At 72.7% G+C, this 23,537-nt stretch carries 19 protein-coding genes; 4 read left to right on the forward strand and 15 right to left on the reverse strand.

What is annotated here, in order from left to right:
* Positions 1-58: 58 nt before the first annotated feature.
* The 9 genes from ACF09C_RS22470 to ACF09C_RS22510 form a co-directional block, all read right to left on the reverse strand.
* On the reverse strand, positions 59-1,177 hold the full coding sequence (locus ACF09C_RS22470) for a pseudouridine synthase (RefSeq protein ID WP_392093628.1): 1,119 nt from the start codon (positions 1,175-1,177) through the stop codon (positions 59-61).
* The gene (gene scpB / locus ACF09C_RS22475) at positions 1,177-1,749 is read right to left on the reverse strand and encodes an SMC-Scp complex subunit ScpB (protein ID WP_392093696.1); all 573 of its coding nucleotides are present in this window, start codon (positions 1,747-1,749) and stop codon (positions 1,177-1,179) included. The genes ACF09C_RS22470 and scpB overlap by 1 nt, the downstream gene beginning before the upstream one ends.
* A 44-nt stretch (positions 1,750-1,793) precedes the next feature.
* Positions 1,794-2,939 (reverse strand): segregation/condensation protein A, encoded by a 1,146-nt coding sequence (locus ACF09C_RS22480; protein ID WP_392093630.1) that lies wholly within the window; start codon positions 2,937-2,939, stop codon positions 1,794-1,796.
* 46 nt (positions 2,940-2,985) lie between these two features.
* The gene (locus ACF09C_RS22485) at positions 2,986-3,531 is read right to left on the reverse strand and encodes a hypothetical protein (RefSeq protein WP_392093632.1); all 546 of its coding nucleotides are present in this window, start codon (positions 3,529-3,531) and stop codon (positions 2,986-2,988) included.
* A complete protein-coding gene (locus tag ACF09C_RS22490) occupies positions 3,516-4,541 on the reverse strand; it encodes a ParA family protein (protein ID WP_329125763.1) in 1,026 nt (341 codons plus the stop codon). Before ACF09C_RS22490 ends, ACF09C_RS22485 begins: the two co-directional genes overlap by 16 nt.
* Positions 4,542-5,017: 476 nt before the next feature.
* Positions 5,018-6,133, reverse strand: a complete 1,116-nt coding sequence (gene ald / locus ACF09C_RS22495) for an alanine dehydrogenase (RefSeq protein WP_392093634.1) — start codon at positions 6,131-6,133, stop codon at positions 5,018-5,020.
* Positions 6,134-6,280: 147 nt separating this feature from the next.
* On the reverse strand, positions 6,281-8,266 hold the full coding sequence (locus ACF09C_RS22500) for a tetratricopeptide repeat protein (RefSeq protein WP_392093635.1): 1,986 nt from the start codon (positions 8,264-8,266) through the stop codon (positions 6,281-6,283).
* A 228-nt stretch (positions 8,267-8,494) separates the two neighbouring features.
* Positions 8,495-9,121 (reverse strand): NUDIX domain-containing protein, encoded by a 627-nt coding sequence (locus ACF09C_RS22505; protein WP_392093636.1) that lies wholly within the window; start codon positions 9,119-9,121, stop codon positions 8,495-8,497.
* Between the two features lie 80 nt (positions 9,122-9,201).
* Positions 9,202-10,851 (reverse strand): CTP synthase, encoded by a 1,650-nt coding sequence (locus tag ACF09C_RS22510; RefSeq protein ID WP_362416034.1) that lies wholly within the window; start codon positions 10,849-10,851, stop codon positions 9,202-9,204.
* Between the two features lie 404 nt (positions 10,852-11,255).
* On the opposite strand from ACF09C_RS22510, the gene ACF09C_RS22515 reads away from it, so the two are divergent.
* The 3 genes from ACF09C_RS22515 to ACF09C_RS22525 all read left to right on the forward strand — a co-directional run bounded on the left by ACF09C_RS22515 (position 11,256) and on the right by ACF09C_RS22525 (position 16,319).
* Positions 11,256-13,058 (forward strand): glycoside hydrolase family 15 protein, encoded by a 1,803-nt coding sequence (locus tag ACF09C_RS22515; RefSeq protein ID WP_392093638.1) that lies wholly within the window; start codon positions 11,256-11,258, stop codon positions 13,056-13,058.
* Between the two features lie 112 nt (positions 13,059-13,170).
* On the forward strand, positions 13,171-14,562 hold the full coding sequence (locus tag ACF09C_RS22520) for an FAD-binding oxidoreductase (RefSeq protein ID WP_392093640.1): 1,392 nt from the start codon (positions 13,171-13,173) through the stop codon (positions 14,560-14,562).
* A 134-nt stretch (positions 14,563-14,696) separates the two neighbouring features.
* On the forward strand, positions 14,697-16,319 hold the full coding sequence (locus ACF09C_RS22525; protein WP_392093642.1) for a PucR family transcriptional regulator: 1,623 nt from the start codon (positions 14,697-14,699) through the stop codon (positions 16,317-16,319).
* Between the two features lie 156 nt (positions 16,320-16,475).
* On the opposite strand, the gene ACF09C_RS22530 is transcribed toward ACF09C_RS22525, so the two are convergent.
* From ACF09C_RS22530 to recN, 3 genes are all read right to left on the reverse strand, one after another.
* The gene (locus tag ACF09C_RS22530) at positions 16,476-17,561 is read right to left on the reverse strand and encodes a glycosyltransferase family 4 protein (RefSeq protein WP_392093644.1); all 1,086 of its coding nucleotides are present in this window, start codon (positions 17,559-17,561) and stop codon (positions 16,476-16,478) included.
* Between the two features lie 134 nt (positions 17,562-17,695).
* Positions 17,696-18,430, reverse strand: coding sequence for a hypothetical protein (locus ACF09C_RS22535; protein ID WP_392093645.1), 735 nt, complete (start codon positions 18,428-18,430; stop codon positions 17,696-17,698).
* Between the two features lie 96 nt (positions 18,431-18,526).
* Complete coding sequence (gene recN, locus ACF09C_RS22540; protein WP_392093698.1) at positions 18,527-20,245, reverse strand: DNA repair protein RecN; 1,719 nt, start codon at positions 20,243-20,245, stop codon at positions 18,527-18,529.
* 201 nt (positions 20,246-20,446) lie between these two features.
* On the opposite strand from recN, the gene ACF09C_RS22545 reads away from it, so the two are divergent.
* Positions 20,447-21,331, forward strand: coding sequence for an IS982 family transposase (locus ACF09C_RS22545; protein ID WP_392093647.1), 885 nt, complete (start codon positions 20,447-20,449; stop codon positions 21,329-21,331).
* A 55-nt stretch (positions 21,332-21,386) separates the two neighbouring features.
* Here the strand turns inward: ACF09C_RS22545 and ACF09C_RS22550 are convergent, their stop codons facing one another.
* Genes ACF09C_RS22550 through ACF09C_RS22560 form a run of 3 tightly spaced genes read right to left on the reverse strand, consistent with a single transcriptional unit; the run spans position 21,387 to position 23,531 of the window.
* Complete coding sequence (locus ACF09C_RS22550) at positions 21,387-22,322, reverse strand: NAD kinase (protein WP_392093649.1); 936 nt, start codon at positions 22,320-22,322, stop codon at positions 21,387-21,389.
* On the reverse strand, positions 22,319-23,134 hold the full coding sequence (locus tag ACF09C_RS22555) for a TlyA family RNA methyltransferase (RefSeq protein WP_392093651.1): 816 nt from the start codon (positions 23,132-23,134) through the stop codon (positions 22,319-22,321). Before ACF09C_RS22555 ends, ACF09C_RS22550 begins: the two co-directional genes overlap by 4 nt.
* Positions 23,135-23,141: 7 nt before the next feature.
* Positions 23,142-23,531 (reverse strand): hypothetical protein, encoded by a 390-nt coding sequence (locus tag ACF09C_RS22560; protein WP_392093653.1) that lies wholly within the window; start codon positions 23,529-23,531, stop codon positions 23,142-23,144.
* Positions 23,532-23,537: the final 6 nt, after the last annotated feature.

Genomic DNA, 23,537 nt, shown 5'->3' on the forward strand with positions numbered 1-23,537 from the left:
CGAAGAAGCCCGCGACCGCCGAGCGGTCACGGGCCTCTTCGTGTCGGGCGTGTACGGACTACATGCCGACTTCCTTCATCAGCATGCCGACCTCGGTGTTGGTCAGGCGGCGCAGCCAGCCGGACTTCTGGTCGCCGAGCGCGATCGGCCCGAAGGCCGTGCGGACCAGCTTCTCGACCGGGAAGCCCGCCTCGGCGAGCATGCGGCGCACGATGTGCTTGCGGCCCTCGTGCAGCGTGACCTCGACCAGGTAGTTCTTGCCGATCTGCTCCACGACGCGGAAGTGGTCGGCGCGGGCGTAGCCGTCCTCCAGCTGGATGCCGTCCTTGAGCCGCCGGCCGACCTCGCGGGGCAGCGGTCCTGTGATGGCGGCCAGGTAGGTCTTCTTCACGCCGTACTTCGGGTGCGTGAGGCGGTGGGCCAGCTCACCGTGGTTGGTGAGGAGGATGATGCCCTCGGTCTCGGTGTCGAGCCGGCCGACGTGGAACAGCCGCGTCTCACGGTTGGTGACGTAGTCGCCGAGGCACTGGCGGCCGTCGGGGTCCTCCATGGTGGAGACGACACCGGCCGGCTTGTTCAGCGCGAAGAAGATGTACGACTGGGTCGCCACGGTCAGACCGTCGACCTTGATCTCGTCCTTCTCCGGGTCCACGCGCATGCCCTGCTCGAGCACGATCTCGCCGTTGACCTCGACCCTGGCCTGCTCGATGAGCTCCTCGCAGGCACGCCGCGAGCCCATGCCGGCCCTGGCCAGCACCTTCTGCAGCCGCTCGCCCTCCTGCTCGGCGCCGGGGAAGGTCTTCGGGAGCTTCACCTCCGGCTTGTTCGCGTACCGCTCCCTGTTGCGCTCCTCGGCGCGGGCGTCGTACTCGCGCGAGCGCGCCGGGGCCGTACGCCCGCCACCGCGCTGCGGGGACTGCTTCGGTCCGCCCTTGGCGCCGCCGCGGGCGGCCGCGCCACGGCCGCGCCTGGGGCCGTCGGAGGGGCCGCTCACGTCGTACTGGCGCTCCTCGGGACGCGGCTTGCGCGGGCGACCGCCGCCACCACTGCCACCACTGCCGCCGCCCTGCCGGTCGTCACGGCTGTTGCCGGCGCCCCGGTAATTGCCGCGGCCACCGCTGTTGCCACCACGGCTCCCGCCGTTGTTTCCGCTGTTCCTGCCGCTGCTGCTTCGCATCAAATGTCCGTCGTCTTGTCGTCTTCGTCTTCGCGGTCCGGGAGATCCGGATCGAACGACGGGACCCCTTCCAGCGTGTCCGCCTCGATCGCGTCCGCCTCGGGGAGGAAGGGCGCGAGCTCCGGGAGCTCCTCAAGGCCGCGCAGGCCCATCCGCTCCAGGAAGTAGTTCGTCGTCCTGTACAGGATCGCACCTGTTTCGGGTTCCGCGCCCGCCTCCTCCACGAGACCGCGCTGAAGGAGGGTGCGCATGACCCCGTCGCAGTTCACTCCGCGCACGGCGGAGACGCGGGAACGGCTCACCGGCTGGCGGTACGCGACGACGGCGAGGGTCTCCAGGGCCGCCTGGGTGAGCCGGGCCTGCTGGCCGTCGAGGACGAACGCCTCGACGGCGGCGGCGTGCTCCGGACGGGAGTAGAAGCGCCAGCCGCCCGCGACGAGCCGCAGCTCGAAGCCGCGCCGCTGGACGGTGTACTCGTCGGCCAGCTCGCGCAGGGCGTCGCCGACCTCGCGCGGGGTCCGCTCCAGGACCTTGGCCAGGTGGACCTCGGTGGCCGGCTCGTCGACGACCATGAGGACGGCTTCGAGGGCGGGCTTGAGGTCGTGCTCGGTCTCGCTCACGCCTTCTCCTCCACTACGTGGTCGAACTCGTCGGTGACCTGGGCGTCCTGCTCCCCGCCGACCCACGTGACGGTCAGCTCGCCGAGCGCGTCCTCCTGGTCGAGGGCGACGGCCTTCTCCCGGTAGAGCTCCAGGAGGGCGAGGAAGCGGGCGACGACGGTGAGGGTGTCGGCGGCGTCCTCGGCGAGCTCCCGGAAGCTGACGCTCCCGCGCTCGCGCAGCAGGGCCACGACGAGACCGGCCTGCTCGCGGACGCTGACCAGGGGGGCGTGGATGTGGTCGACGTACACCTGCGGCTTGGCCCTGGGCTGCATGGCCTTCACGGCGAGCTTGGCGAAGCCCTCGGCGCCGATGGAGATGACGACCTCGGGGAGCAGCTCGGCGTGGTGCGCCTCCAGACCGACGGTACGGGGGTGGCGCCGGCCCTCGGTCTGCCAGCGGTCCTCGAAGATCGCCGCGATCTGCTTGTACGCCCGGTACTGGAGCAGGCGTGCGAAGAGCAGGTCCCGCGCCTCCAGGAGCGCGAGGTCGGCCTCGTCCTCCACCTCGGCGGCGGGCAGCAGCCGGGCGGCCTTGAGGTCGAGCAGGGTCGCGGCGACGACGAGGAACTCGGTGGTCTGGTCGAGGTCCCAGTCGGGACCCATGGCCCGGATGTGCGCCATGAACTCGTCGGTGACCTTGGAGAGGGCGACCTCGGTGACGTCCAGCCTGTGCTTCGAGATGAGCTGGAGCAGGAGGTCGAAGGGCCCCTCGAAGTTCGCCAGCCGAACGGTGAACCGCCCGTCGTCGCCGGCCCCCTCGGGGCGCGACGGCGTCGTGGAGACCGACGGTTCGACGGGCTCCGCGACGGCCGCCGCAGGGGCGTCCGCGAGCGCTTCGGGTTCGGTCTCCGCCGGGTCCTGTGCCGCCGCTGCCGGGGGCTCGGTGGCCCACGGTGTTTCCGGCCCGTCGGCGGGCGGCCCGTCGGCGGGCAAGGGGGCCTCGGCGGCCTCCGTCGGCTCCTCCGGGACCGGGCCGGCCCCGGAGACCTCGGGTGCCTCTGGGGCCTCGGGCCCCGCGGGTCGGGGCGTGCCCGTGCCAGGGCCCTGGCCCAGGGCGCGGCGGCGCGGCGGGCGGGACGTTTCGGCAGGGGGTGGGGGCATCGGGGTCCAGAGAGGGGCAGGGGGCTTCGCAGCCCGCAGGCTACCCTCAGCGACCGCGCAGGCGGCGCACGAGGATGCTCGCGTCGCCCCGGGACTCCAGGTCGGCGAGGACCACCGCGACCGCCTCGCGCACGATCCGGCCCCGGTCCACGGCCAGGCCGTGCTCGCCCCTGAGCACCAGACGGGCGTGCTCCAGGTCCATCAGCTCCTCGGCGGAGACGTAGACCGTGATCTTCTCGTCGTGCCGCTCGCGCCCGCTCGGCCGCCGGTTCGGCGACCGCCCGCGCCTGCGCGCCTGGGCGGCCGGCGCCGGCACGGGAGCCGGGGACTCCGCGGCGCGTGACCGCGACTCGGGCTGCTCGGCGGACTGCGCCGTCGAGTGCTCGGCGGAGGCCGAGCCGGCAGCGGGACCCGGGGCGGACCCGGACCCGGCGCCGCTGCCCGAGCCGGAAGCCGCGCCCTCCGCGGCCTCCGTGTCGCTCTCACCCGCGGGAGCCGGTACCCGGCCACGGGGCGAGGAGGACTGCAGCGCCATCCCCCCGGTCGTACGGAACAGTTCGTCGGCGCCGGGCAGACTCACTCGGCGTGACACCGGGCGAGCACCTCCCTGGCGAGCTGACGATAGGCGGCGGCACCCACCGAGTTCGACGCGTACGTCGTGATCGGCTCACCGGCGACCGTGGTCTCCGGGAAGCGCACGGTACGGCCGATGACCGTGTGGTAGACGTGGTCGTCGAAGGCCTCGACCACCCGCGCCAGGACCTCACGGCTGTGCACCGTACGGGAGTCGTACATCGTGGCGAGGATGCCGTCGAGCTCCAGCTCGGGGTTGAGCCGCTCCTGGACCTTCTCGATCGTCTCGGTCAGCAGCGCCACACCGCGCAGCGCGAAGAACTCGCACTCCAGCGGCACGATGACCTTGTGAGCCGCCGTCAGGGCGTTCACGGTCAGCAGGCCGAGCGAGGGCTGACAGTCGATCACGATGTAGTCGTAGTCGTTCATCAGCGGCTTCAGGGCGCGCTGCAGCGTCGACTCGCGCGCGACCTCGCTGACCAACTGCACCTCGGCGGCCGAGAGGTCGATGTTGCTCGGCAGCAGGTCCATGTTGGGCACGGCGGTCTTGAGCAGCACCTCGTCCGCCGACATGCCCCGCTCCATGAGCAGGTTGTAGACGGTGAGGTCGAGCTCCATCGGGTTGACGCCGAGACCGACCGACAGGGCTCCCTGCGGGTCGAAGTCGACGAGCAGCACCCGCCGTCCGTACTCCGCGAGCGCGGCACCCAGGTTGATGGTCGACGTGGTCTTGCCGACGCCGCCCTTCTGGTTGCACATCGCGATGATCTTCGCGGGGCCGTGGTCGGTCAGCGGACCCGGGATCGGGAAGTACGGCAGGGGCCGTCCGGTGGGGCCGATCCGCTCGCGGCGCTGACGGGCAGCGTCGGGTGCGAGGGTGGCCGCGTACTCCGGGTCGGGCTCGTACTCGGCGTCAGGGTCGTAGAAGTGCCCCTCGGGCACCTCGTCGTAGGCGGCGAAGTGGGTGGACTCTCGGCCACTCTCGTTGCCGGCCGTGGCGTTCACGTGTAGGCCGTCCATCATCTTCATCGTGTGGGCTGTCGTCACGGGCTGAAGCGTCGCGTGGGTCTCGTGGTTCGCGGCGGTCGCGAACGTCCGGACGGCGACGGAGCCGACAGGGATTCCTGGCTGTCCGCCCCCGGGAGTAAATGTCGACTCATTCACAAGTCGTCTTACCTCCTTGGATGTGACCAGGAACATTTATCGATAGGTCAGCGTGGCACCATGCCGACGGTTGGCGACTCTATGGCGTGTCACCGCTCCGCAGCAACACAATCCGCCGGACCCGGCCCGATGTGTCGGCAACCGAACACCTCTCTGTCAAGGGTGCACGGCGATGCATCCGCACGTTTCGGGGGTGTGCGAAACGGTTAAAGGGTTACGTTCGAGGCGAGTTGCACGGCGCCCCGGACGTGGCCGGACGCACATCCGGCCGGACCTTGGTGCACAAGGTCCGGCCGGATGCGTGAGGTTGACGGCGCGCCTTGACGCGACGCCGGGGAGGATCAGCCCAGGAGGGTGGTCAGCTCGACGTGCTCGAGGCCGTGCGCCTCGGCGACCTCCTTGTAAACCACCTTGCCGTCATGGGTGTTGAGGCCCAGGGCGAGGGCGGCGTCGCGGCGCAGCGCCTCGACCCAGCCGTTGTTCGCCAGCGACACGATGTAGGGCAGCGTGGCGTTGGTGAGGGCGTACGTGGAGGTGTTCGGCACCGCGCCCGGCATGTTGGCGACGCAGTAGAAGACCGAGTCGTGGACCTGGAAGGTCGGCTCGGCGTGGGTGGTCGGGTGCGAGTCCTCGAAGCAGCCGCCCTGGTCGATCGCAATGTCGACAAGGACACTTCCGGGCTTCATCTTGGCGACGAGCTCGTTGGTGACCAGCTTCGGGGCCTTGGCGCCCGGGATGAGGACGGCGCCGATGACGAGGTCGGCCTCGATGACGGCCTTCTCCAGCTCGTAGGCGTTGGAGACGATCGTCTTCACCTTGGTGCCGAAGATCTTGTCGGCCTCGCGGAGCTTGTTGATGTCGCGGTCGAGCAGGGTCACGTGGAAGCCCATGCCGACGGCGATCTGGGTGGCGTTCCAGCCGGAGACGCCGCCGCCGATGACGACGCACTCGCCGGCGTGGGTGCCGGGGACGCCGCCGGGCAGGACGCCGCGGCCGCCGACGGAGCGCATCAGGTGGTAGGCGCCGACCTGCGGGGCCAGCCGGCCCGCGACCTCGGACATCGGGGCGAGCAGCGGCAGGGCGCGGTTCGCGGTCTCGACGGTCTCGTAGGCGATGGCGGTGGTGCCGGACTCGAGCAGCGCGTCCGTGCACTCGCGGGAGGCGGCGAGGTGCAGGTACGTGAAGAGGGTCTGGTCCTTGCGGAGGCGGTGGTACTCCTCCGCGATGGGCTCCTTGACCTTCAGGAGCAGGTCGGCCGTGGCCCAGACCTCGTCGGCGGTGGGCAGGATCTGCGCACCGGCGGAGACGTACTCCTCGTCCGTGATCGAGGAACCCACACCGGCGTTCTGCTCGATGAAGACCTGGTGGCCGTTGCGGACGAGCTCGTGGACACCGGCGGGGGTGATGGCCACGCGGAACTCGTTGTTCTTGACCTCGCGGGGGATGCCGACCTTCATCGTCGATCACGGTCCTTGAATCAGGGGGAAACGGGGGTGCACTGCGATACATACCCGGATGCAAGGGGGCGCACCGGGGCAGACCGCGGTCGATCGCGGCGCACCCAGTCTAATGAAGGAGTTCCCCGTGTCTAGCCTTGCAAAGCATTATTCTTCGACGGAAGCACTGCGGATTTCGCAGGCGGAAGCCTCGCCTCCAAGGAGTCTTTCGGCCGCGGACCGGTGCAAACGGGCCGCCGCGGGGTCCCCGAGCCGGTCGAGGGTGTCGGCGAGCCGGAGCTGGAGCGCCGCCTGAAGCCGCACGTCCTGGGCGCGCCGGGCCCACTCCACCGCCTCCTCGCAGGTCCGCAGGGACTCCTCGGGCCGTCCGGCGTACTCCTGGACCCGGGCCGCCTCGCTCAACGCCCGCGCGTGGCCGGGGAGATCGGCCAGGCGCCGGTAGCCCGCCGCGGCGGCGCGCCAGTTCCGCAGCGCCTCGCCGTACCGGCCCGCGTAGGTCTGCACCGCGCCGAGCCGGGCGTACAGCCGGGCCTGGTCGGCCCGCTCGTCCCGGGCGAGGCGCTGGGCGAGGGCCCGCCCGTACCAGTCCGCGGCGCGCTGCCAGTCCCCCAGCTCCTGGTAGGAACCGCCTACGGATTCCATCGCGCGGCCGGTCGCGTACGGGTCGTTCGCGGCCCGTCCGGCGTCCAGAGCGGCCCGGTAGCGGGCCAGGGCGTCCTGGGTGCGACCGGTCCTGGCGTCGAGATCGGCGAGATTGAGCAGCGCGGCGGCCCGCTCCCGGTGCAGTCCGCGCCGCTCGGCCACGTCCAGGACCAGCTGGTGCAGCCCGTACAGCTCGGGCGCGGCGGCCTCGGCGCCGCGGTGCGCGGTCTCGGCCCTGACCAGGGCGGCGACCAGCCGGCGGGCCAGGGTGTCGAGCTCGCCGTCGGCGACGGCGAGGCGGGCGGAGGCAAGGAGCACGGGCCGCCGGCTCTGCAGCCAGTCGGCGGCCGCGGGCACGTTCGGGAAACGCAGGGCGCGCGGCAGTCCGGCGAGCTTCTTGCGGGCCGGGGACCCCTCGGGCTCGGTGACCGCCCGGCAGGACTGGAGGAGCCGTACGGTCCGCTCCAGCATCCGGGCGCGGGCGAGCTGCACCTCGGCGGGGCGGTCGCGCTCCTCCAACTGCTCCCGGAGCGCCGGGACGAGATGACCGGGCAGCTCGTACTGGCCGTCCTCCCCCTCCGTGACGAGCCCGAGCCCGACGAAACCGGCCAGGGTGGTCGCCGCCGCGGAGACGGAGCAGCCGGCCAGGGCGGAGGCGGTGTGGGCGTCGGCCCGGCCGAGCGGGGCGAGGGTCAGGTAGCGCAGTATCCGGGCGGCCGGCTGTGCCAGGGAGTCGTGGACCAGCTGGAACGCACGGGAGAGCGGGTCGCCGGAGAGGGCGCGCAGTCGCTTGGCGAGGTCGGCGACGGAGGCCTTGGGGCGGGCGGCGAGCCAGCCGCCGGCCAGCACGACGGCGGCGGGCTGGCCGCCGCACTCCTCGACGAGGCTCTCGGCGGCCTGCGGGTCGACCGTGACCCGGACGGAGCCGGTGTAGCCGGTGAGCATCTCGATCGCCGACTTGGGGTCGAGGCCGCCGAGGGTGCAGGGGCGGACGTCGGGGATGCCGGTGAGCGGTCCCGTGGCGACGGCGACGACGAGCGCGTCGGGGTTGTCCGGGATCAGCGGGTCGACCTGTTCGGCGTCGACGGAGTCGTCCAGGACGAGGACCGCCCGCCGGTCGGCGAGGGCCGCGCGGACGAGTTCGGTCAGCTCGTCCTCGCCGGCGCCGGGCGGCTCGTCGACGCCGAGGTCCCGCAGCAGGGCCTGGGCGGCCCGCGCGGTGGGGACCGGGGTGCCGCCGGGTTCGGTGAGCCGGGCGCGGAACACCCCGTCGGGGTAGCCGGTGGCGAGTCCGGCGACGAGTTCGTGGGCGAGCGCGGTCCGCCCGGAACCGGGGCGACCGGCGATCAGGAGGACGCGCGCGCGGGGTGCCTTGTGGCCGGCGAGGGTGTCGAGTCCGGTCCGCTCGATGTCGGAGCGCAGCGCCTTCAACTCCCGCTGTCGGCCGTAGAAGTTCCGCACCCCGCCCGCCGCCACCGCCTGATCCGTCACGGGCCACGCTCCCGTCCACCTGCGCACGAGCCGATCCCGCGGGGGTCTCCGCACGGGTGATCCGAGCGTAGTTCAGCGCGTGCGCGGGACCCGGCGGAGCAGGGCGGAACAATCCCCCGATCGGATCAGCGGATGTTCACACCGGCGGACCATGGGACCGGCCGGGCGGCAGGCGGCCAGGGCCTCCACGCCCCGGCGGAACCCCCGGCCGCACCGCCCGCCCGAGGCCTACGCCTCGAACGGCCGGGCCGGCCACTCCGCGTCGGCCGGGCGGAGCGCGTCGAGGCCGTCGCCCGCACGCGCGGCGACCAGCGAAAGGACGCCCAGGACGAGGCAGTTGTTGTGCAGCTCGCCCGCGAGCGCACCGCGCACGGCCTCGGCGAGCGGGACCCGCGCCAGCTCCATGTCGGCCTCCTCGTCGGAGACCTCGTACCGCTCGCCCTGCGCCTCGGACAGGTCGCGTGCCAGGAAGATCCGCACCGCCTCGTCGCTGCCGCCGGGTGTCGTGTAGACGTCGGTCAGGACCCGCCAGTCCTCGGCCTTGACGTGCGCCTCCTCGTACAGCTCGCGCTGGGCGGCGTGCAGCGGGTTCTCGCCGGGTACGTCGAGGAGACCGGCCGGGATCTCCCAGAGCTTCTGCCGCACGGGGTGCCGGTACTGCTTCAGGAGCAGCACCCGGTCCTCGTCGTCGAGGGCGACGACCGCCACCGAACCGGGGTGGACCTGGTAGTCGCGGCGCGCGACGGAGCCGTCGGGCATGACCACTTCGTCCGTGCGGACGCTCGTCTTGGCGCCCTGGAACGGGGTCGTGGTCGCGGTGACCCGCCACTCCTCCGGGCTGTCCTGCAACTCCATGTTCGTCCTCCCACACACACGAAAGCCGGGGTACCGGCCCTGGCAAGGCCTGCGTACCCCGGCAACGTTAACTCCTCGGCCTACTTGGCCGTCTTCCGCTCGACGGCCGCCTTGACCAGCCCGGCGAAGAGCGGGTGCGGACGCGTCGGACGCGAGCGCAGCTCCGGGTGGGCCTGGGTCGCGACCAGGTAGGGGTGCACCTCGCGCGGGTACTCGACGTACTCGACGAGCTTGTTGTCCGGAGAGGTACCGGAGAAGACCAGACCGGCCTTCTTCTCCAGCTCCGCGCGGTAGGCGTTGTTCACCTCGTAGCGGTGCCGGTGGCGCTCGTCCACGTACGGCTGGTCACCGTAGACCTCGCGCACGATGGAGCCCTCGGCGAGCTTCGCCGGGTACAGGCCCAGGCGCATCGTTCCGCCGAGGTCGCCGGCGCCCTCGACGTACGCGAGCTGCTCCTCCATGGTCGAGATGACCGGGTGCGCGGTGGCCGCGTCGAACTCGGTGGAGTTGGCGTCCGGGATGTCGGCCAGGTTGCGGGCGGCCTCGATCACGATGCACTGCAGGCCGAGGCAGATGCCGAGCAGCGGCACCTTGTTCTCGCGGGCGTACTGGATCGCGCCGATCTTGCCGTTGACACCGCGGTCGCCGAAGCCGCCGGGGATCAGGATGGCGTCGACGTCACCGAGCTGCTTCTTCGCGCCGGCCGCGGTCTTGCAGTCGTCGGAGGTGACCCACTTGACCTTGACCCGCGCCTTGTTGGCGAAGCCGCCGGCCCGCATGGCCTCGGTGATCGAGAGGTACGCGTCGGGCAGGTCGATGTACTTGCCGACGAGCGCGACCGTGACCTCGTGCTCCGGGTTGTGGACGCGGTCGAGCAGGTCGTCCCAGGTCGTCCAGTCCACGTCGCGGAACGGCAGGTCGAGCTTGCGCACGACGTAGGCGTCCAGGCCCTCGGTGTGCAGCACCTTGGGGATGTCGTAGATCGACTTGGCGTCGATCGCGGCGACGACGGCGGCCTCGTCCACGTCGCACATCAGCGAGATCTTGCGCTTGATGGCGGTGGGCACGTCACGGTCGGCGCGCAGCACGATGGCGTCCGGCTGGATGCCGATGTTGCGCAGCGCGGCGACGGAGTGCTGGGTCGGCTTGGTCTTCAGCTCGCCGGACGGGCCGATGTAGGGCAGCAGCGAGATGTGCACGACGAAGACGTTGTCGCGGCCGACCTCGTGGCGGACCTGACGGACGGTCTCCAGGAACGGCAGCGACTCGATGTCGCCGACGGTGCCGCCGACCTCGGTGATGACCACGTCGACGTCGTCGGTGGCCATGCGGCGGATCCGCGACTTGATCTCGTTGGTGATGTGCGGGATGACCTGGACGGTGTCGCCGAGGTACTCGCCGCGCCGCTCCTTGGCGATCACCTGGGAGTAGACCTGGCCGGTGGTGACGTTGGCCGAGCCGTCGAGGTCGACGTCGAGGAAGCGCTCGTAGTGGCCGATGTCGAGGTCCGTCTCGGCACCGTCGTTGGTCACGAAGACCTCGCCGTGCTGGAACGGGTTCATCGTGCCGGGGTCGACGTTCAGGTACGGGTCGAGCTTCTGCATCGTGACCCGCAGGCCCCGCGCCTTGAGGAGCGCACCCAGGCTGGAGGCGGTCAGGCCCTTCCCGAGGGAGGAGGCGACACCCCCGGTGACGAAGATGTGCTTGGTCGTCGTGGTTTTGGGCGGCATCGCCAAGAGGGGGCTCCCGTGGTCGCGTTCTGGAGGTGCGTTCCGGCGTGCCCTCCGGAAGAATCGGGGGGTGCCGTCGCTGCGGTTGCGGGGGCTCGGCTGTCGCCGTTTCCCACCGGTCCACGGGGTACCAGGGTATCAGCGACATCGGGAGACCGCTTCCGGCCACACGGGGCAGTCGGGCGCGCACGGACGGCTACGCGCCCTCCGGGTGCGCCGGAAGCGCCGGGTGGCTGCGGCGTCAAGGGATGCTCACCCGATCGGCGCAACGACGTTACGAGAGCGTGCCGAAACGCGTCGTATCCTGCTCGGACACTTGCCGCCGATCGTCAACATCCGTTGACCGCTGATCAGTAGGAAACGCCCCGAGGGGCGGACGTGGCCGTTCGATCTGGAGAGAGCACGTGGCCGGGCGCATCGAGGATTACGCACTCATCGGAGACATGCAGACCGCCGCCCTGGTCTGCCGGGACGGCAGTGTCGACTGGCTCTGCCTGCCCCGCTTCGATTCGCATGCCGTCTTCGCGGGACTCCTCGGGACCGAGGAACACGGCTTCTGGCGGGTCGGCCCCGCCGGCCCCGACGGCGCTCCCCCGGCGCCCGCCGACCGACGCCACTACCGCGGCGACTCGCTCATCCTGGAGTCCGAGTGGGACACCCCGCGCGGCACGGTCCGGGTGACCGATTTCATGCCCCCGCGCGACGGGGCGCCGCAGCTGATCCGGATCGTCGAGGGCGTCTCGGGCCGGGTGCCGATGCGCTCCGCGCTGCGGATGCGGTTCAGCTACGGGCGCGTGGTGCCGTGGGTCCACAAGGTCGGCGACCGCACGGTCGCGGTCGCAGGACCCGACTCGGTGTGGCTGGACACCGACGCCGAGACCCACGGCGAGCACCTCACCACGTACTCCGACTTCACGGTGACCCCCGGCGACCGGATCACCTTCACCATCAGCTGGCAGCCCTCGCACAAGGAGCCGCCCGCCCTGCCGGACCCCGAGGGCTCGCTGGAGGCGACCGAGGAGTTCTGGCGCGAGTGGGTGGAGCACTGCACGTACCACGGCCCGTACCGCGAGGCGGTCGTCCGCTCCCTGATCACCCTCAAGGCCCTCACCTACGCCCCGACCGGCGGCATCGTCGCCGCCCCGACCACGTCCCTCCCCGAGGAGATCGGCGGCGTACGGAACTGGGACTACCGCTACACCTGGCTGCGCGACGCGGCGATCACCCTCTCCTCGATGCTGCGCACCGGCTACCGCGAGGAGGCCCGCGCCTGGCGGGACTGGCTGCTCCGCGCGGTCGCGGGCGACCCGGAGAACCTGCAGATCATGTACGGGATCGCGGGCGAGCGCGAACTCGGCGAGGCGGAGCTGGACTGGCTGCCCGGATACGAGAACTCCGGCCCGGTCCGGGTCGGCAACGGCGCGGCGAACCAGCTCCAGCTGGACGTCTACGGCGAGGTCACCGAGGCGCTGCACCTGGCGCACATGACGGGCCTGTCCCGCAACGACTACGCCTCGCTCCTCCAGCTCAAGCTGATCCGCTACCTGGAGACCCACTGGGACCAGCCCGACGAGGGCATCTGGGAGGTGCGCGGCCCGCGCCGCCACTTCGTGCACTCGAAGGTCATGGCCTGGGTGGCGGTCGACCGCACGATCAAGCTGATCGAGTCCGGGGACGCGGACGGCCCGCTGGAGCGCTGGCGCACGCTGCGCGACGACATCCACCGGGACGTCTGCGAGAAGGGCTACGACAAGGAGCGGAACACCTTCACGCAGTCGTACGGCTCCAAGGAGCTGGACGCCTCGCTGCTGCTGATCCCGCAGATGGGCTTCCTGCCGCCGGACGACAAGCGGGTCATCGGCACGATCGAGGCGATCCAGCGGGAGCTGTCCACGGAGGACGGCTTCGTCCTGCGCTACCCCACGGCGGGCGAGGAGGCCGGCGTGGACGGCCTGGAGGGCGACGAGGGCGCGTTCCTCGCCTGCTCGTTCTGGCTCGCCGACGACCTGGCGATGATCGGCCGCGTCGACGAGGCCCGCCAGCTCTTCGAGCGCCTCCTGGCCCTCCGCAACGACCTGGGCCTCCTGGCCGAGGAGTGGGACCCCCGCCTCCAACGCCAGGTCGGCAACTTCCCCCAGGCCTTCAGCCACGTCCCTCTGATCGACACGGCCCTCCGGCTCACGGCGAGCGGGGCGTACGGGGGCTGAGGCGTTCAGGGGCGTCACCGAAGAAGTGACGTGACGGCGCTTGGGGCGCGGGCTTCGCCGCCCCGGAATACGCTGAAAGGGTCCTGTCCCCCCTCAGGAAGGGGGGCTCTCCATGGCTCCCCAGAAGGACGTGCCGGCTGCGGCGCTGGCCGGGCTCCGTGAGGATCTGGCCGGTGAGGTGTTCGTGCCGGGCGATGCCGGGTACGACGAGGCCCGGAAGATCCACAACGGCATGATCGACCGGCGCCCCGCCGTCATCGCCCAGTGCGCGACGCCCGAGGACGTGGCCAACGCGGTCCTCTTCGGCCGGGAGACCGAGCTGCCGATCGCCGTGCGCGGCGGCGGGCACAGCGTCGCCGGCTCGTCCGTCGTGGACGGCGGTCTCGTCGTCGACCTGCGCCGGATGCACGCGGTCGTCGCCGACCCGGAGCACATGACCGTACGGGTCGAGGGCGGCGCGACCATGAGCCACCTCGACCACGCGACCCAGCCCTTCCACCTGGCCACCACCGGCGGCCGGGTCTCCACCACGGGCGTCGGCGGGTTCACGCTCGGCGGCGGTTCGGGCTGGCTGGAGCGGAAGTTCGGGCTCGCCTGCGACAACCTCCTCGCGGCCGAGCTGATCACCGCCGACGGCAAACACGTCCACACCGACGCCGAGACGCATCCGGAGCTGTTCTGGGCGCTGCACGGCGGCGGCGGGAACTTCGGCGTGGCGACCTCGCTCACCCTGCGGCTGCACGAGCTGCCCGAGATGAGCTTCGCGATGCTCTTCTTCCTGCCCGAGTCCGCGCCCGAAGTCGTCCGCACCTACCGGGAGCTGGCGGCCCACGCCCCCGACGAGGCGGGCGGCGGGATCATCTATTTCCCCGCGCCTCCCGAGCCGTTCATCCCCGAGGACCTCGTCGGCAAGCTGGTCTGCGGCACGCTGTTCTCGTACGCCGGCCCCGTCGCCGAGGTCCGCGAGTTCGCGGCACCGCTGTTCGCCCTGAAACCCGTGGTGGAGCTGGTGTCGGACATTCCGTACGTGGAGTTCCAGTGCATGCTCGACGACCCGCCGGGCCTGCGGAACTACTGGTCGGCGGAGTATCTGAACACCCTCCCGGACGAGGCCGTGGACGCCTTCTGCGCGCGTGCGGAGCTGATCCCCGCCCCGACCGCCACCCAGCACGTGCTGTTCATGCTGGGCGGCGCGCTCGCGGCCGGGCCCGCCGACTACCCGATCCCGTGGCGCTCGGCACCCTGGGTCGTCCACCCGTTCGCGACCTGGGAGAACCCGGCGGACGACGAGCGGGCGATCCAGTGGGTGCGGGACGTGCGGGCCGACGTACGGCCGTGGTCCACCGGAGCCGTGTACCTCAACTTCATCGGCTCCGAGGGCGACGAGCGGGTCGTCTCGGGCTTCGGCGCCGACAACTACCGCCGGCTCGCCGCCGTGAAGGCCACGTACGACCCGGACAACGTCTTCCGCTTCAACCACAACATCACGCCGGCAGCGTCGTGACGCACACCACACGAGACAGAGAGTCGCGCAATCGGCCTCCGGGGGCGACGAGTTGTCGAGCCCCGGGACGGACTGTCGAGTCCCGTGATCATCGAGTGATGTTGTCGGGCGGGATCCGCGGGTAGCGTCCGGCCATGGACAATCAGGGCGGGATCACCGTGCAGCGGGCGCTGGAGCTGCCCGGGCTCCGCAGCGGCCTCCCGGAGGTGGTCGCGGGAGCGGACCGGCTGAACCGGACCGTGCGCTGGGTGCACGCGGGCGAGGTCCCGAACATCGCGTCGCTGCTCAAGGGCGGCGAGCTGCTGCTCACGACCGGCCTCGGCCTCGGCACCCGCCCGGCGGAGCAGCGCGCGTTCGTGCGCCGGCTCGCGGACCGGGGCATCGCGGCCCTGGTCGTGGAGCTGGGCCCGCGCTTCTCCCGGCTGCCCGCGACGATCGTGGAGACGGCGCGCTCGGCGGGCCTCCCTCTCGTCCAGCTGCACCGCGAGGTCCCCTTCGTGGCGGTGACCGAGGAGATCCACACCGAGATCGTGAACGGCCACTACGCGCTGCTGCGGCAGGCGGAGGAGGTCCACCGCCAGTGCACGGAGGCGCTGCTCGGCGGGGGCGGGGTGCCGCAGGTGCTGCGGATCCTGGCCGACTTCACGGCGAACCCGGTCTTCCTGGAGACGGCGGACGGCCAGCTGCTCTACGCGGCCGGTACGGAGTCGGGTCCTGCCGACCCGCTCCAGGTCTGGGACGGGCTGCGGGGCCAGCGGGCGGCGCGCGAGTCGGGCCCGCCGACGGGCGCGGTGCTCGTGGACGTGCCCGGGGGCGGGCCGGGTACGGGCTCGGTCCGCGCCCGGCTCGTCCTGCTCGCGGTCGACGGCCCGCTGTCCCAGGTGCACCGCATGGCGGCCGAACGGGCGGCGGGGATCCTGGCGGTCGTCCTGATGCAGGCCAGGCAGGAGGAGGAGCTCGCGGCGCGGGGCCGCGGCGACTTCCTGACGGACCTCGCGGAGGGCCGGATCACTCCGGAGGACGCCCCGGCACAGGCCCGCGTCCTCGGCTTCCGCCCGGGTGACGGCCCGCTCCTCCCGGTCGTGATGCGCCTGGCCTCGGAACTCTCCCCGTCCGGCAACTGGGCGCTGCTGGCGCGGGCGGTCCTGGAGGAGCTGTCCTCGGTGGGCGTCCCGGTCCTGCTGGGCGTGCGCCCGGTGGAGGGCCGGGTGCCGCTCCTGCTCGGACTGCGTTCGGAGTCGGAGCGTACGGCGGTGGCGGACCGGGTCGCGGCGGCGCTGCGCGCGGGCCTGGAGCGGGCGGGCCTTGAGCGCGGCGGCGGCCACCCGCCGGTGGTCGTCGTGGGCGTCGCGGGCGGCTGGGCGGCGGCGTCGGCGTCCCTGCGGCACGCGGGCGAGACGGCGACGGCGGCACAGGGCCTCTCGGACCGCCCCTGGTACGACGCGCGGCGCCTGGACATCGACCTGCTCCTGTGGCGCCTGCGCGACCACCCGGACCTCGCGGCCTTCGTGGACCGCGCGATCGGCCCCCTGAGGGACCACGACCGCACGTCCCGCCCCCCGCTGCTCCCCACCCTCCAGACCTACCTGGCCCACGCGGGCCGCAAGGCGGAGACGGCACGGGAACTCCACCTGAACCGCCAGACGCTCTACAACCGCCTGGCCCGCATCTCCGAACTCCTGGGCACCGACCTGGACGACCCCCAGACAGTCCTGGCCCTCTCCCTGGCCCTCCGCGCCAGACGCCACACACCGTAGCCACGCCCAAGGGCCTCAGGGTCGGGGAGCCTCACTCCTGTGCCCCACACCGCGACGCGCAGCCGTCGCGCCCCGGGGGTACGGGGGCGGAGCCCCCGGTCTAGTCAGGGTTTCGGGGAGGGGCGGCGTGGGGGGAATCCCCTCGCCCCTCCCCTCTCAGCGCCGCAGCGACAACTCGTCGTACACGCTCAGCACATGCGCGATCGTCTCGTCCTCCGTGGGCCACGTCCGCGCCTGCACCCGCCCCGCCGCCGCCAGGTCCATCCGCCGGTCCGTGTCCTCCAGCAGCTCCCGCACCGCCCCCGCCAGCGCCGCCGCGTCGCCCCACGGGACCAACTCCGCCGCGTCCCCGACCAGTTCCGGCACCCCGCCCACCGCCGTCGCGACCAGCGGCACACCGAGCCTCAGGGCCTCCTGCGCCAGCAGGGAGCGGGCCTCCCAGCGCGACGGGAGCACCGCCACGTCCGCCGCCGCCAGCAGCTCCGCCACATCGTCCCTGCGGCCGATCAGCCGGACCGCGAGCCCCTCCGCCTCGATCCGCCGCTGCAGGTCGGCCCGCTCCCGCCCCTCCCCCGCGATCACCAGCAACGGCTGCGGATCCAGATCCCGCCACTCGCGCGCCGCGTCCAGCAGCAACCCGTACCCTCGCTCCGGCACCAGCGCCCCGACCGCCATCAGCAACGGCCGGTCCACCGCGCCCAGTTCCGCCCGCGCCTTGCCGTCGTGCAGGCACACCGGCGCACGGGACGCGGGCACCGTCACCGGCGCCAGCCGCGCGTCCCGCGCCCCGCGCCTGCGCGCCCGGTCGACCAGCTCCGACGAGGTGCCGAGGACGACGGCCGCCGCCCGCGCCGTCCTGCGCTCCAGGAGCCGCAGCAGACCGCCCCGCGCCCCGTCCACATGGTTGCGGGTGTGCCACGTCGTCACGAGCGCGGGGCCCCGCACCGTGCCCGACAGGGCGAGCGTCGCCCGTACCGAGGCGTGCAGGCCGTGCGCGTGCACCACGTCCGCGCCGATACACGCGTTACGGAGCTGCGCGACCGTCGCGGGGTCGTTGCGGCGCGGTACGGGCACGAAGTGCGCGCCGGCACCGATGAAGTCGTAGGCGCGGTCGAGTTCGGGCGGGGCGCACACGGTCACCCGCACGCCTCTCGCCACCAGCCCCGAGGCAAGTGATCGGACGTGAGCGCTGCTGCCCGCGCTGCCGCCGCCCAGCACTTGGACCGTACGGAGCTGTGTCACGGCCCCAAGGATGCCAGCCCGCACGCACGTTCCGGCACCGAAGCCCCGTCATGGCCGTGTCGTCGCCTTGTCGTCGCCTTGTCGTGGCCGCGCGGTGACCGTGTCCAAGGCCTGGATTCGCCGCGCACTTTCACTCACACGGGTGAACGTGCGAGGTCGCTGACCTTGTCTCCGTACACCGCCGCCGCGACAAGTCCCGCCGCGTGGACGGCGAGTCCGAACCGGCCGTTCCCGGCGGCGATCGCACTGCCGACGGCGGCGCCGAGCGCGTGCGCGCCCGTGTCGCCGAGCATGGTCCGCTCACCGAGGTCGTCGGCGAGGACGGCGGCCGCGGCGCCCATCGGCGCGGCGGCGAGCGTCCCGCGCAGCAGCCCGGGCGCGCCGAGCCCGAGGACCGTCAACGCGGCGCGCCCCGGGGCGACGTCCACGAGGTTGACGAAATGCGCGGTGCCCGCGATCACGACACCCGCCAGGACCTTGTCGACGGGCCGTTCCTTCAGCAGCGCCCCGGCGGCGAGCCCGGCCGCTCCGATCCCGATGAGCTTCACGGCCCCGCTGGTGACCTCGCCGTCGCGCAGGGCGCCGAGGTGCGCCCGGAAGCCCCGACGGTGGTCGCCCTTCCAGTCGTCGTACGCCCCGCAGGCCCCGGCGGCGAGCACGGCGAAGGCGGCAGGCGCGCTCCCGGCCGCCACAGCGGCTCCGGCGGCCCCGACGGTGGTGGCGGGCCCGGCCCACAGGTCGACGCTCCGCCCGGCGTGGTTCTCGCGCCGCCACCGCGCACCGCCGCGCCCCCGCAGAGCCACGTACGCGGCCCGCCCGAGCCCTGCGGCGACGACGAACGCTCCGGCCCTGCCCCACTTCCCACTCATGCGCCCCAGCGTAGGCACCGCCCTCACGGCCCCGGCGAGCGCCCCCAGGAGGGCGCAGGCGGGACCGTCAGCCGCACCCCGTGAGCCAGAGGCCCGTCAGCCGTCCGCCCGCGCCGTCGCGAGGAGTTCCTCCGCGTGCGCGCGCGCCGTTTCCGAGTCCTCCTGGCCCGCCAGCATCCGCGACAGCTCGCGCACGCGGTCCTCGCCCTCCAGGACGGTGACGCCGGACCGCGTCACGGAGCCGTCGTTGGTCTTCTCGACCAGCAGCTGCCGGTCGGCGAAGGCCGCCACCTGCGGCAGGTGGGTGACCACGACGACCTGCGCGGACTTGGCGAGCTTCGCCAGACGCCGGCCGATCTCCACGGCCGCCTTGCCGCCGACGCCCGCGTCGACCTCGTCGAAGAGGTACGTCGGCACCGGGTCCGTGCCCGCGAAGACGACCTCGACCGCAAGCATCACCCGGGACAGCTCGCCTCCGGACGCGCCCTTCGCGATCGGCCTCGGCGGCGCGCCCGGGTGCGGGGCGAGCAGCAGCTCGACCTCGTCGGCGCCGGACGGCGCGTACGCGACCCGGCGGCCGCCGACCTCGACCCCGTCCGGGTCCTCGGTCTGGCTGATCGCGAAGGACACACGCGCGTGGGGCATGGCGAGCGAGGCCAGTTCGGCGGTCACGGCCTCGGCGAACCGCGCCGCCGCCTCCGTGCGCGCGTCGGTGAGCGCCTGCGCCAGGACGGACAGCTCGGACCGCAGCGCGTCCCGCTCGGCGGTCAGCTCCCCGATCCGGTCGTCGTCGCCCTCCAGCTCGGTGAGCCGGGCCGCGCTCTCCTGCGCCCACGCAAGGACGGCCGCGATGTCCGCGCCGTACTTCCGGGTGAGCTGCGTCAGTGCCGCGCGCCGCTCCTCCACGGCCGCGAGCCGGAGCGGGTCCGCGTCCAGGTTGTCGGCGTACCCGGCCAGTTCCCCGGCCACGTCGGCGAGCAGGATCGAGATCTCGCCCATCCGGTCCGCGAGCGCGGCGAGCGCCGGGTCGTGCGACCGTACGGCCTCCAGAGCGCGCCCCGCACCCGCGACCAGGGTCGTCGCGTCGACGGCCTCCGGGTCCTCGGGCTGGCCCGCCAGGGCCGCGTGCGCGAGCGCGGCGGCGGAGGCGAGAGCCTCGGCATGCCCGAGCCGCTCCGCTTCGGCGGCCAGCTCGACGTCCTCACCGGCCAGCGGCTCGACGGCCTCGATCTCGCCGAGCCCGAAGCGCAGCAGGTCGGCCTCCTGGGCCCGCTCCCGCGCCCGGGTGGTGATCTCGTCCAGTTCGGCGACGACGGCCCGCAGCCGCCGGTACGCCTCCGCGTAGGCGGCCAGCGGTACGGCGACGGCCTCGCCCGCGTACCGGTCGAGCGCGCCGCGCTGCCGGGCGGGCTTGAGCAGCCCCTGCTGGTCGGTCTGGCCGTGCACGGCGACGAGTTCGTCGGCGAGTTCGGCGAGCAGTCCCACCGGCACCGAACGCCCGCCGAGATGCGCGCGCGAGCGGCCCTCGGCGGAGATCGTGCGGCTGACGAGCAGCGCGCCGTCGTCCAGCTCGGCGCCCGCCTCCTCGGCGCGCGCGGCGACGCCCGCGCCCTCGGGCAGCGTGATCCGCCCCTCGACGACGGCCGAACCGGCACCGATCCGCACCAGGGCGGGGTCGGCGCGCCCGCCGAGCAGCAGCCCCAGGCTCGTCACGACCATCGTCTTGCCCGCACCGGTCTCGCCGGTCACCGCGGTGAAACCGGGCGACAGCTCGACAACCGCGTCGTCGATGACCCCGAGCGACCGTATCCGCATCTCCTCCAACACGGGGAAGACCTTACGAGGTCCGGCCCCACCTGTGCGACGGCCCCTGCCGGAAGTGGGCGAACCCGCAGGTCGGACGGGCGGCTGTCACCCGTGGGGGTGGGTACGGATCCCGGCCGTGCCGGCCTAGATGAATGAGTCCGATGTCTGTGCTGGTCGCGACCATGGCGAAGGGCGCCCGTTGGTCAGTGTGTGAAGACAAACCTGGACGCCCTTCTGGCGGCACTGTACGTGTTCATCGACGACCATGTGGCCCCTCGTCGCCGGATCGGGCGACCTCCGAAACTCACGGACGCCGAACTGCTGTGCCTGGCCGTGGCCCAGGTCCTGCTGGGCTTTCCCTCGGCCCGGCACTGGATCCGCTTCGCCCACGCCCGGCTGGGGCACCTGTTCCGCTACCTGCCCCAGCAGTCCGCCTACAACAAGCGCCTCAACGCCGCCGGACCGCTGGTCAGCCACGTGATCGGGGCGCTGGCCCGGCAGGTGCCCACATGGAACGACGACCTGCGGCTGATCGACTCCACCCCGCTGCCCTGCGCGGCCTCCCGCGAGACCGTCAAACGCTCCGACCTCGCCGGGCACTGCGGCTACGGCTACTGCCGCAGCCACTCCCGCTTCTTCTGGGGCTTCCGCCTCTACCTCGTCACCACCGCCGAGGGCATGCCCGTCACCTGGTGCCTGGCCAACCCCAAGATCGGCGAACGCGAGGTGATGGCCGCCCTGCTGGAACGCGACCACCACCTCGTCCGCCAGGGCCAGGTGATCCTCGCCGACAAAGGCTTCGCCGGGAAGGAGTTCGAGACCTTCGTCAGCGAGCGCCTCGGAGCCCACCTCGTGCGGCCGGACCGCAAGGACGAACCGGCCCGCCACGGCAAGATCGCCCGTGTCCGGCAGTGGATCGAAGCCGTCATCGACACCCTCAAAGGCCAGCTCAGCCTCGAACAGCACGGCGGCAGAACCCCGGTCGGCGTCTTCGCCCGCACCGGACAACGACTCCTCGCCCTCGCCGCCGGCATCTGGCACAACTGGACCACCGGCGCCCCGATCAAACGATCACTGATCGCCTACGACCACTGAAGACATCGGACTCAGTCATCTAGGGCCTGTCCGGCCCTGATCCGCCGGACAGGCCCTAGTGCGGCGCGCCCCGCCACCCCGACACCGGCAGCGCGAACTTCGCGACCAGCCGGTCCGTGAACGAGGCGTGGTGCAGCCGGGCGAGCCGTACCGGCACCTCGCCGCGCCGGACCTCGACCCGCGCACCCGCCGGGAGTTCCACCGTCCGGCGGCCGTCGCACCAGAGGACGCCGTGCGGGGTGTGCGGCTCGACCTCCACCGCGAGCACCGACTCCGGCGTGGTCACGAGCGGCTTGGCGAACAGGGCGTGCGCGCCGATCGGCACCATGAGCAGCGCCTCGACCTCGGGCCAGATCACCGGCCCGCCGGCCGAGAAGGCGTACGCCGTCGACCCGGTCGGGGTCGCGCAGATCACGCCGTCGCAGCCGAAGCCGGTGACCGGCCTGCCGTCGATCGCGAGCACGACCTCCAGCATCCGTTCCGGGGAGACCTTCTGCACGGCCGCCTCGTTCAGCGCCCAGTCCCGGTGCAGCACGTCACCGTTCTCGTAGACGACGACGTCGAGGGTCATGCGCTCCTCGACCTCGTACGCCCGCGTCACGACCCGGTCGACGACCTTGTCGAGGTCGTCGCGCTCGGCCTCCGCGAGGAAGCCGACCCGGCCCAGGTTGACGCCGAGCATCGGCACGCCGGACGCCCGGGAGAACTCGGAGCCGCGCAGCAGCGTCCCGTCGCCGCCGAGGACGACGAGCAGCTCGCAGCCCTCCAGTGCCTCGACGCAGGCCTCGGGCACGGTCTCCACGGACGGCGGCAGCGGCAGGTCGGCCGCCTCCGCCTCCAGGACGCGTACGCCGATCCCGCTGCGCAGCAGCCCGAGGACGACGAGTTCGGCGCTGCGCACGGCGGCCGGGCGGCCGGTGTGCGCGAGCAGGAAGACGGTACGGGTGTCCGTACCTGTACCAGTACCAGGTGGTGCGGTCGTTGAGCTCAACGAGGTCCCTCCGCCACGGCGCGGTCGACATCCGCCGGATCCAGCGCGGGCGCCCCTGCCCGCAGCCACAGAAAGTACTCGACGTTGCCGGAGGGGCCTGGCAGCGGGCTGGCGGTCACGCCCATGACGCCGAGTCCGAGCTCGCCGGCCTGGCGGGCCACGTTCTTCACCGCGTCGCCTCGCAGCTGCGTGCTGCGCACCACGCCTCCCGTGCCGAGGCGTTCCTTGCCGACCTCGAACTGCGGCTTGACCATGAGCACGAGGTCCGCGTCGGGCGCGGTGCAGCGCACCAGGGCGGGCAGGACGAGGCCGAGCGGGATGAAGGAGAGGTCGCCGACGACGAGGTCGACGGGGGTGTCGTCGATCGCCTCGAGGGTCAGCTCGCGTACGTTCGTGCGGTCCTTGACGGTGACCCGCTCGTCGCTCTGCAGGGACCAGGCGAGCTGGCCGTAGCCGACGTCGACGGCGACGACGTGCGCCGCGCCCGCCCGCAGCAGGACGTCCGTGAACCCGCCGGTCGAGGCGCCCGCGTCCAGGGCCCGCCGTCCCTCGACCGTCAGCCCCTTCGGTACGAAGGCGGCGAAGGCACCGGCCAGCTTGTGGCCGCCGCGCGAGACGTAGTCGGGGTCGGCGTCGTCCTGGGACACGACGATGGCGGCGGCGGTCTCGACCTGGGTGGCGGGCTTCGTCGCGACCGTCTTGCCGACGCTCACCCGCCCCGCCGCGATCAGCTGGCTGGCGTGCTCGCGCGAGCGGGCGAGCTTCCGGCGTACCAGCTCGGCGTCCAGACGGCGGCGTGCCACTCCTGCCACGTTGGGTTCAGCTCCTGGGGTCGTACGACGATGACGATGTCGGCGGGGTCGGTCCGGGACCGGGGGCCGGTCCTGAACCAGGGGTCGGTCCGAAACCGGGGGTAGGTCCGGAGCGGACGGCGTCGAGCGAGGTCAGTTCGTCGCGCAGTCCACGGTGTACATCCTCGTACACCTCCAGGTGTCCGTCCGCCGGGAGGCGGTCGGCGTCGGAGAGCCGGTCCAGGAGGGCGTCCACGCCGGGCCGCCCGGTGGGAACGCGCTCGACGCCGAGCGGCGCGGGCCCGACGGGCTCGAACCCCATGTCGTCGCCCGTCCCCGCCTCCGGCCCTTCTCCGCCCGGGGACTCGGCCGTCGCCGCCGTGTCCACCTCCGGCTCTGCGTCCGTCACGTCGCTCATGCACCC

Source organism: Streptomyces sp. NPDC014870, assembly GCF_043081505.1.
In the GTDB taxonomy this organism is placed as follows: domain Bacteria; phylum Actinomycetota; class Actinomycetes; order Streptomycetales; family Streptomycetaceae; genus Streptomyces.

Excerpts from the sequence above, each read along its gene's own strand:
- ACF09C_RS22470 (WP_392093628.1), bottom strand. The coding sequence starts at position 1,177 with ATGCGAAGCAGCAGCGGCAGGAACAGCGGAAACAACGGCGGGAGCCGT.
- scpB (WP_392093696.1), bottom strand. The coding sequence starts at position 1,749 with ATGGTCGTCGACGAGCCGGCCACCGAGGTCCACCTGGCCAAGGTCCTG.
- ACF09C_RS22480 (WP_392093630.1), bottom strand. The coding sequence starts at position 2,939 with ATGCCCCCACCCCCTGCCGAAACGTCCCGCCCGCCGCGCCGCCGCGCC.
- ACF09C_RS22490 (WP_329125763.1), bottom strand. The coding sequence starts at position 4,541 with ATGAAGATGATGGACGGCCTACACGTGAACGCCACGGCCGGCAACGAG.
- ald (WP_392093634.1), bottom strand. The coding sequence starts at position 6,133 with ATGAAGGTCGGCATCCCCCGCGAGGTCAAGAACAACGAGTTCCGCGTG.
- ACF09C_RS22505 (WP_392093636.1), bottom strand. The coding sequence starts at position 9,121 with ATGGAGTTGCAGGACAGCCCGGAGGAGTGGCGGGTCACCGCGACCACG.
- ACF09C_RS22510 (WP_362416034.1), bottom strand. The coding sequence starts at position 10,851 with ATGCCGCCCAAAACCACGACGACCAAGCACATCTTCGTCACCGGGGGT.
- ACF09C_RS22520 (WP_392093640.1), top strand. The coding sequence starts at position 13,171 with ATGGCTCCCCAGAAGGACGTGCCGGCTGCGGCGCTGGCCGGGCTCCGT.
- ACF09C_RS22525 (WP_392093642.1), top strand. The coding sequence starts at position 14,697 with ATGGACAATCAGGGCGGGATCACCGTGCAGCGGGCGCTGGAGCTGCCC.
- ACF09C_RS22535 (WP_392093645.1), bottom strand. The coding sequence starts at position 18,430 with ATGAGTGGGAAGTGGGGCAGGGCCGGAGCGTTCGTCGTCGCCGCAGGG.
- recN (WP_392093698.1), bottom strand. The coding sequence starts at position 20,245 with ATGCGGATACGGTCGCTCGGGGTCATCGACGACGCGGTTGTCGAGCTG.
- ACF09C_RS22560 (WP_392093653.1), bottom strand. The coding sequence starts at position 23,531 with ATGAGCGACGTGACGGACGCAGAGCCGGAGGTGGACACGGCGGCGACG.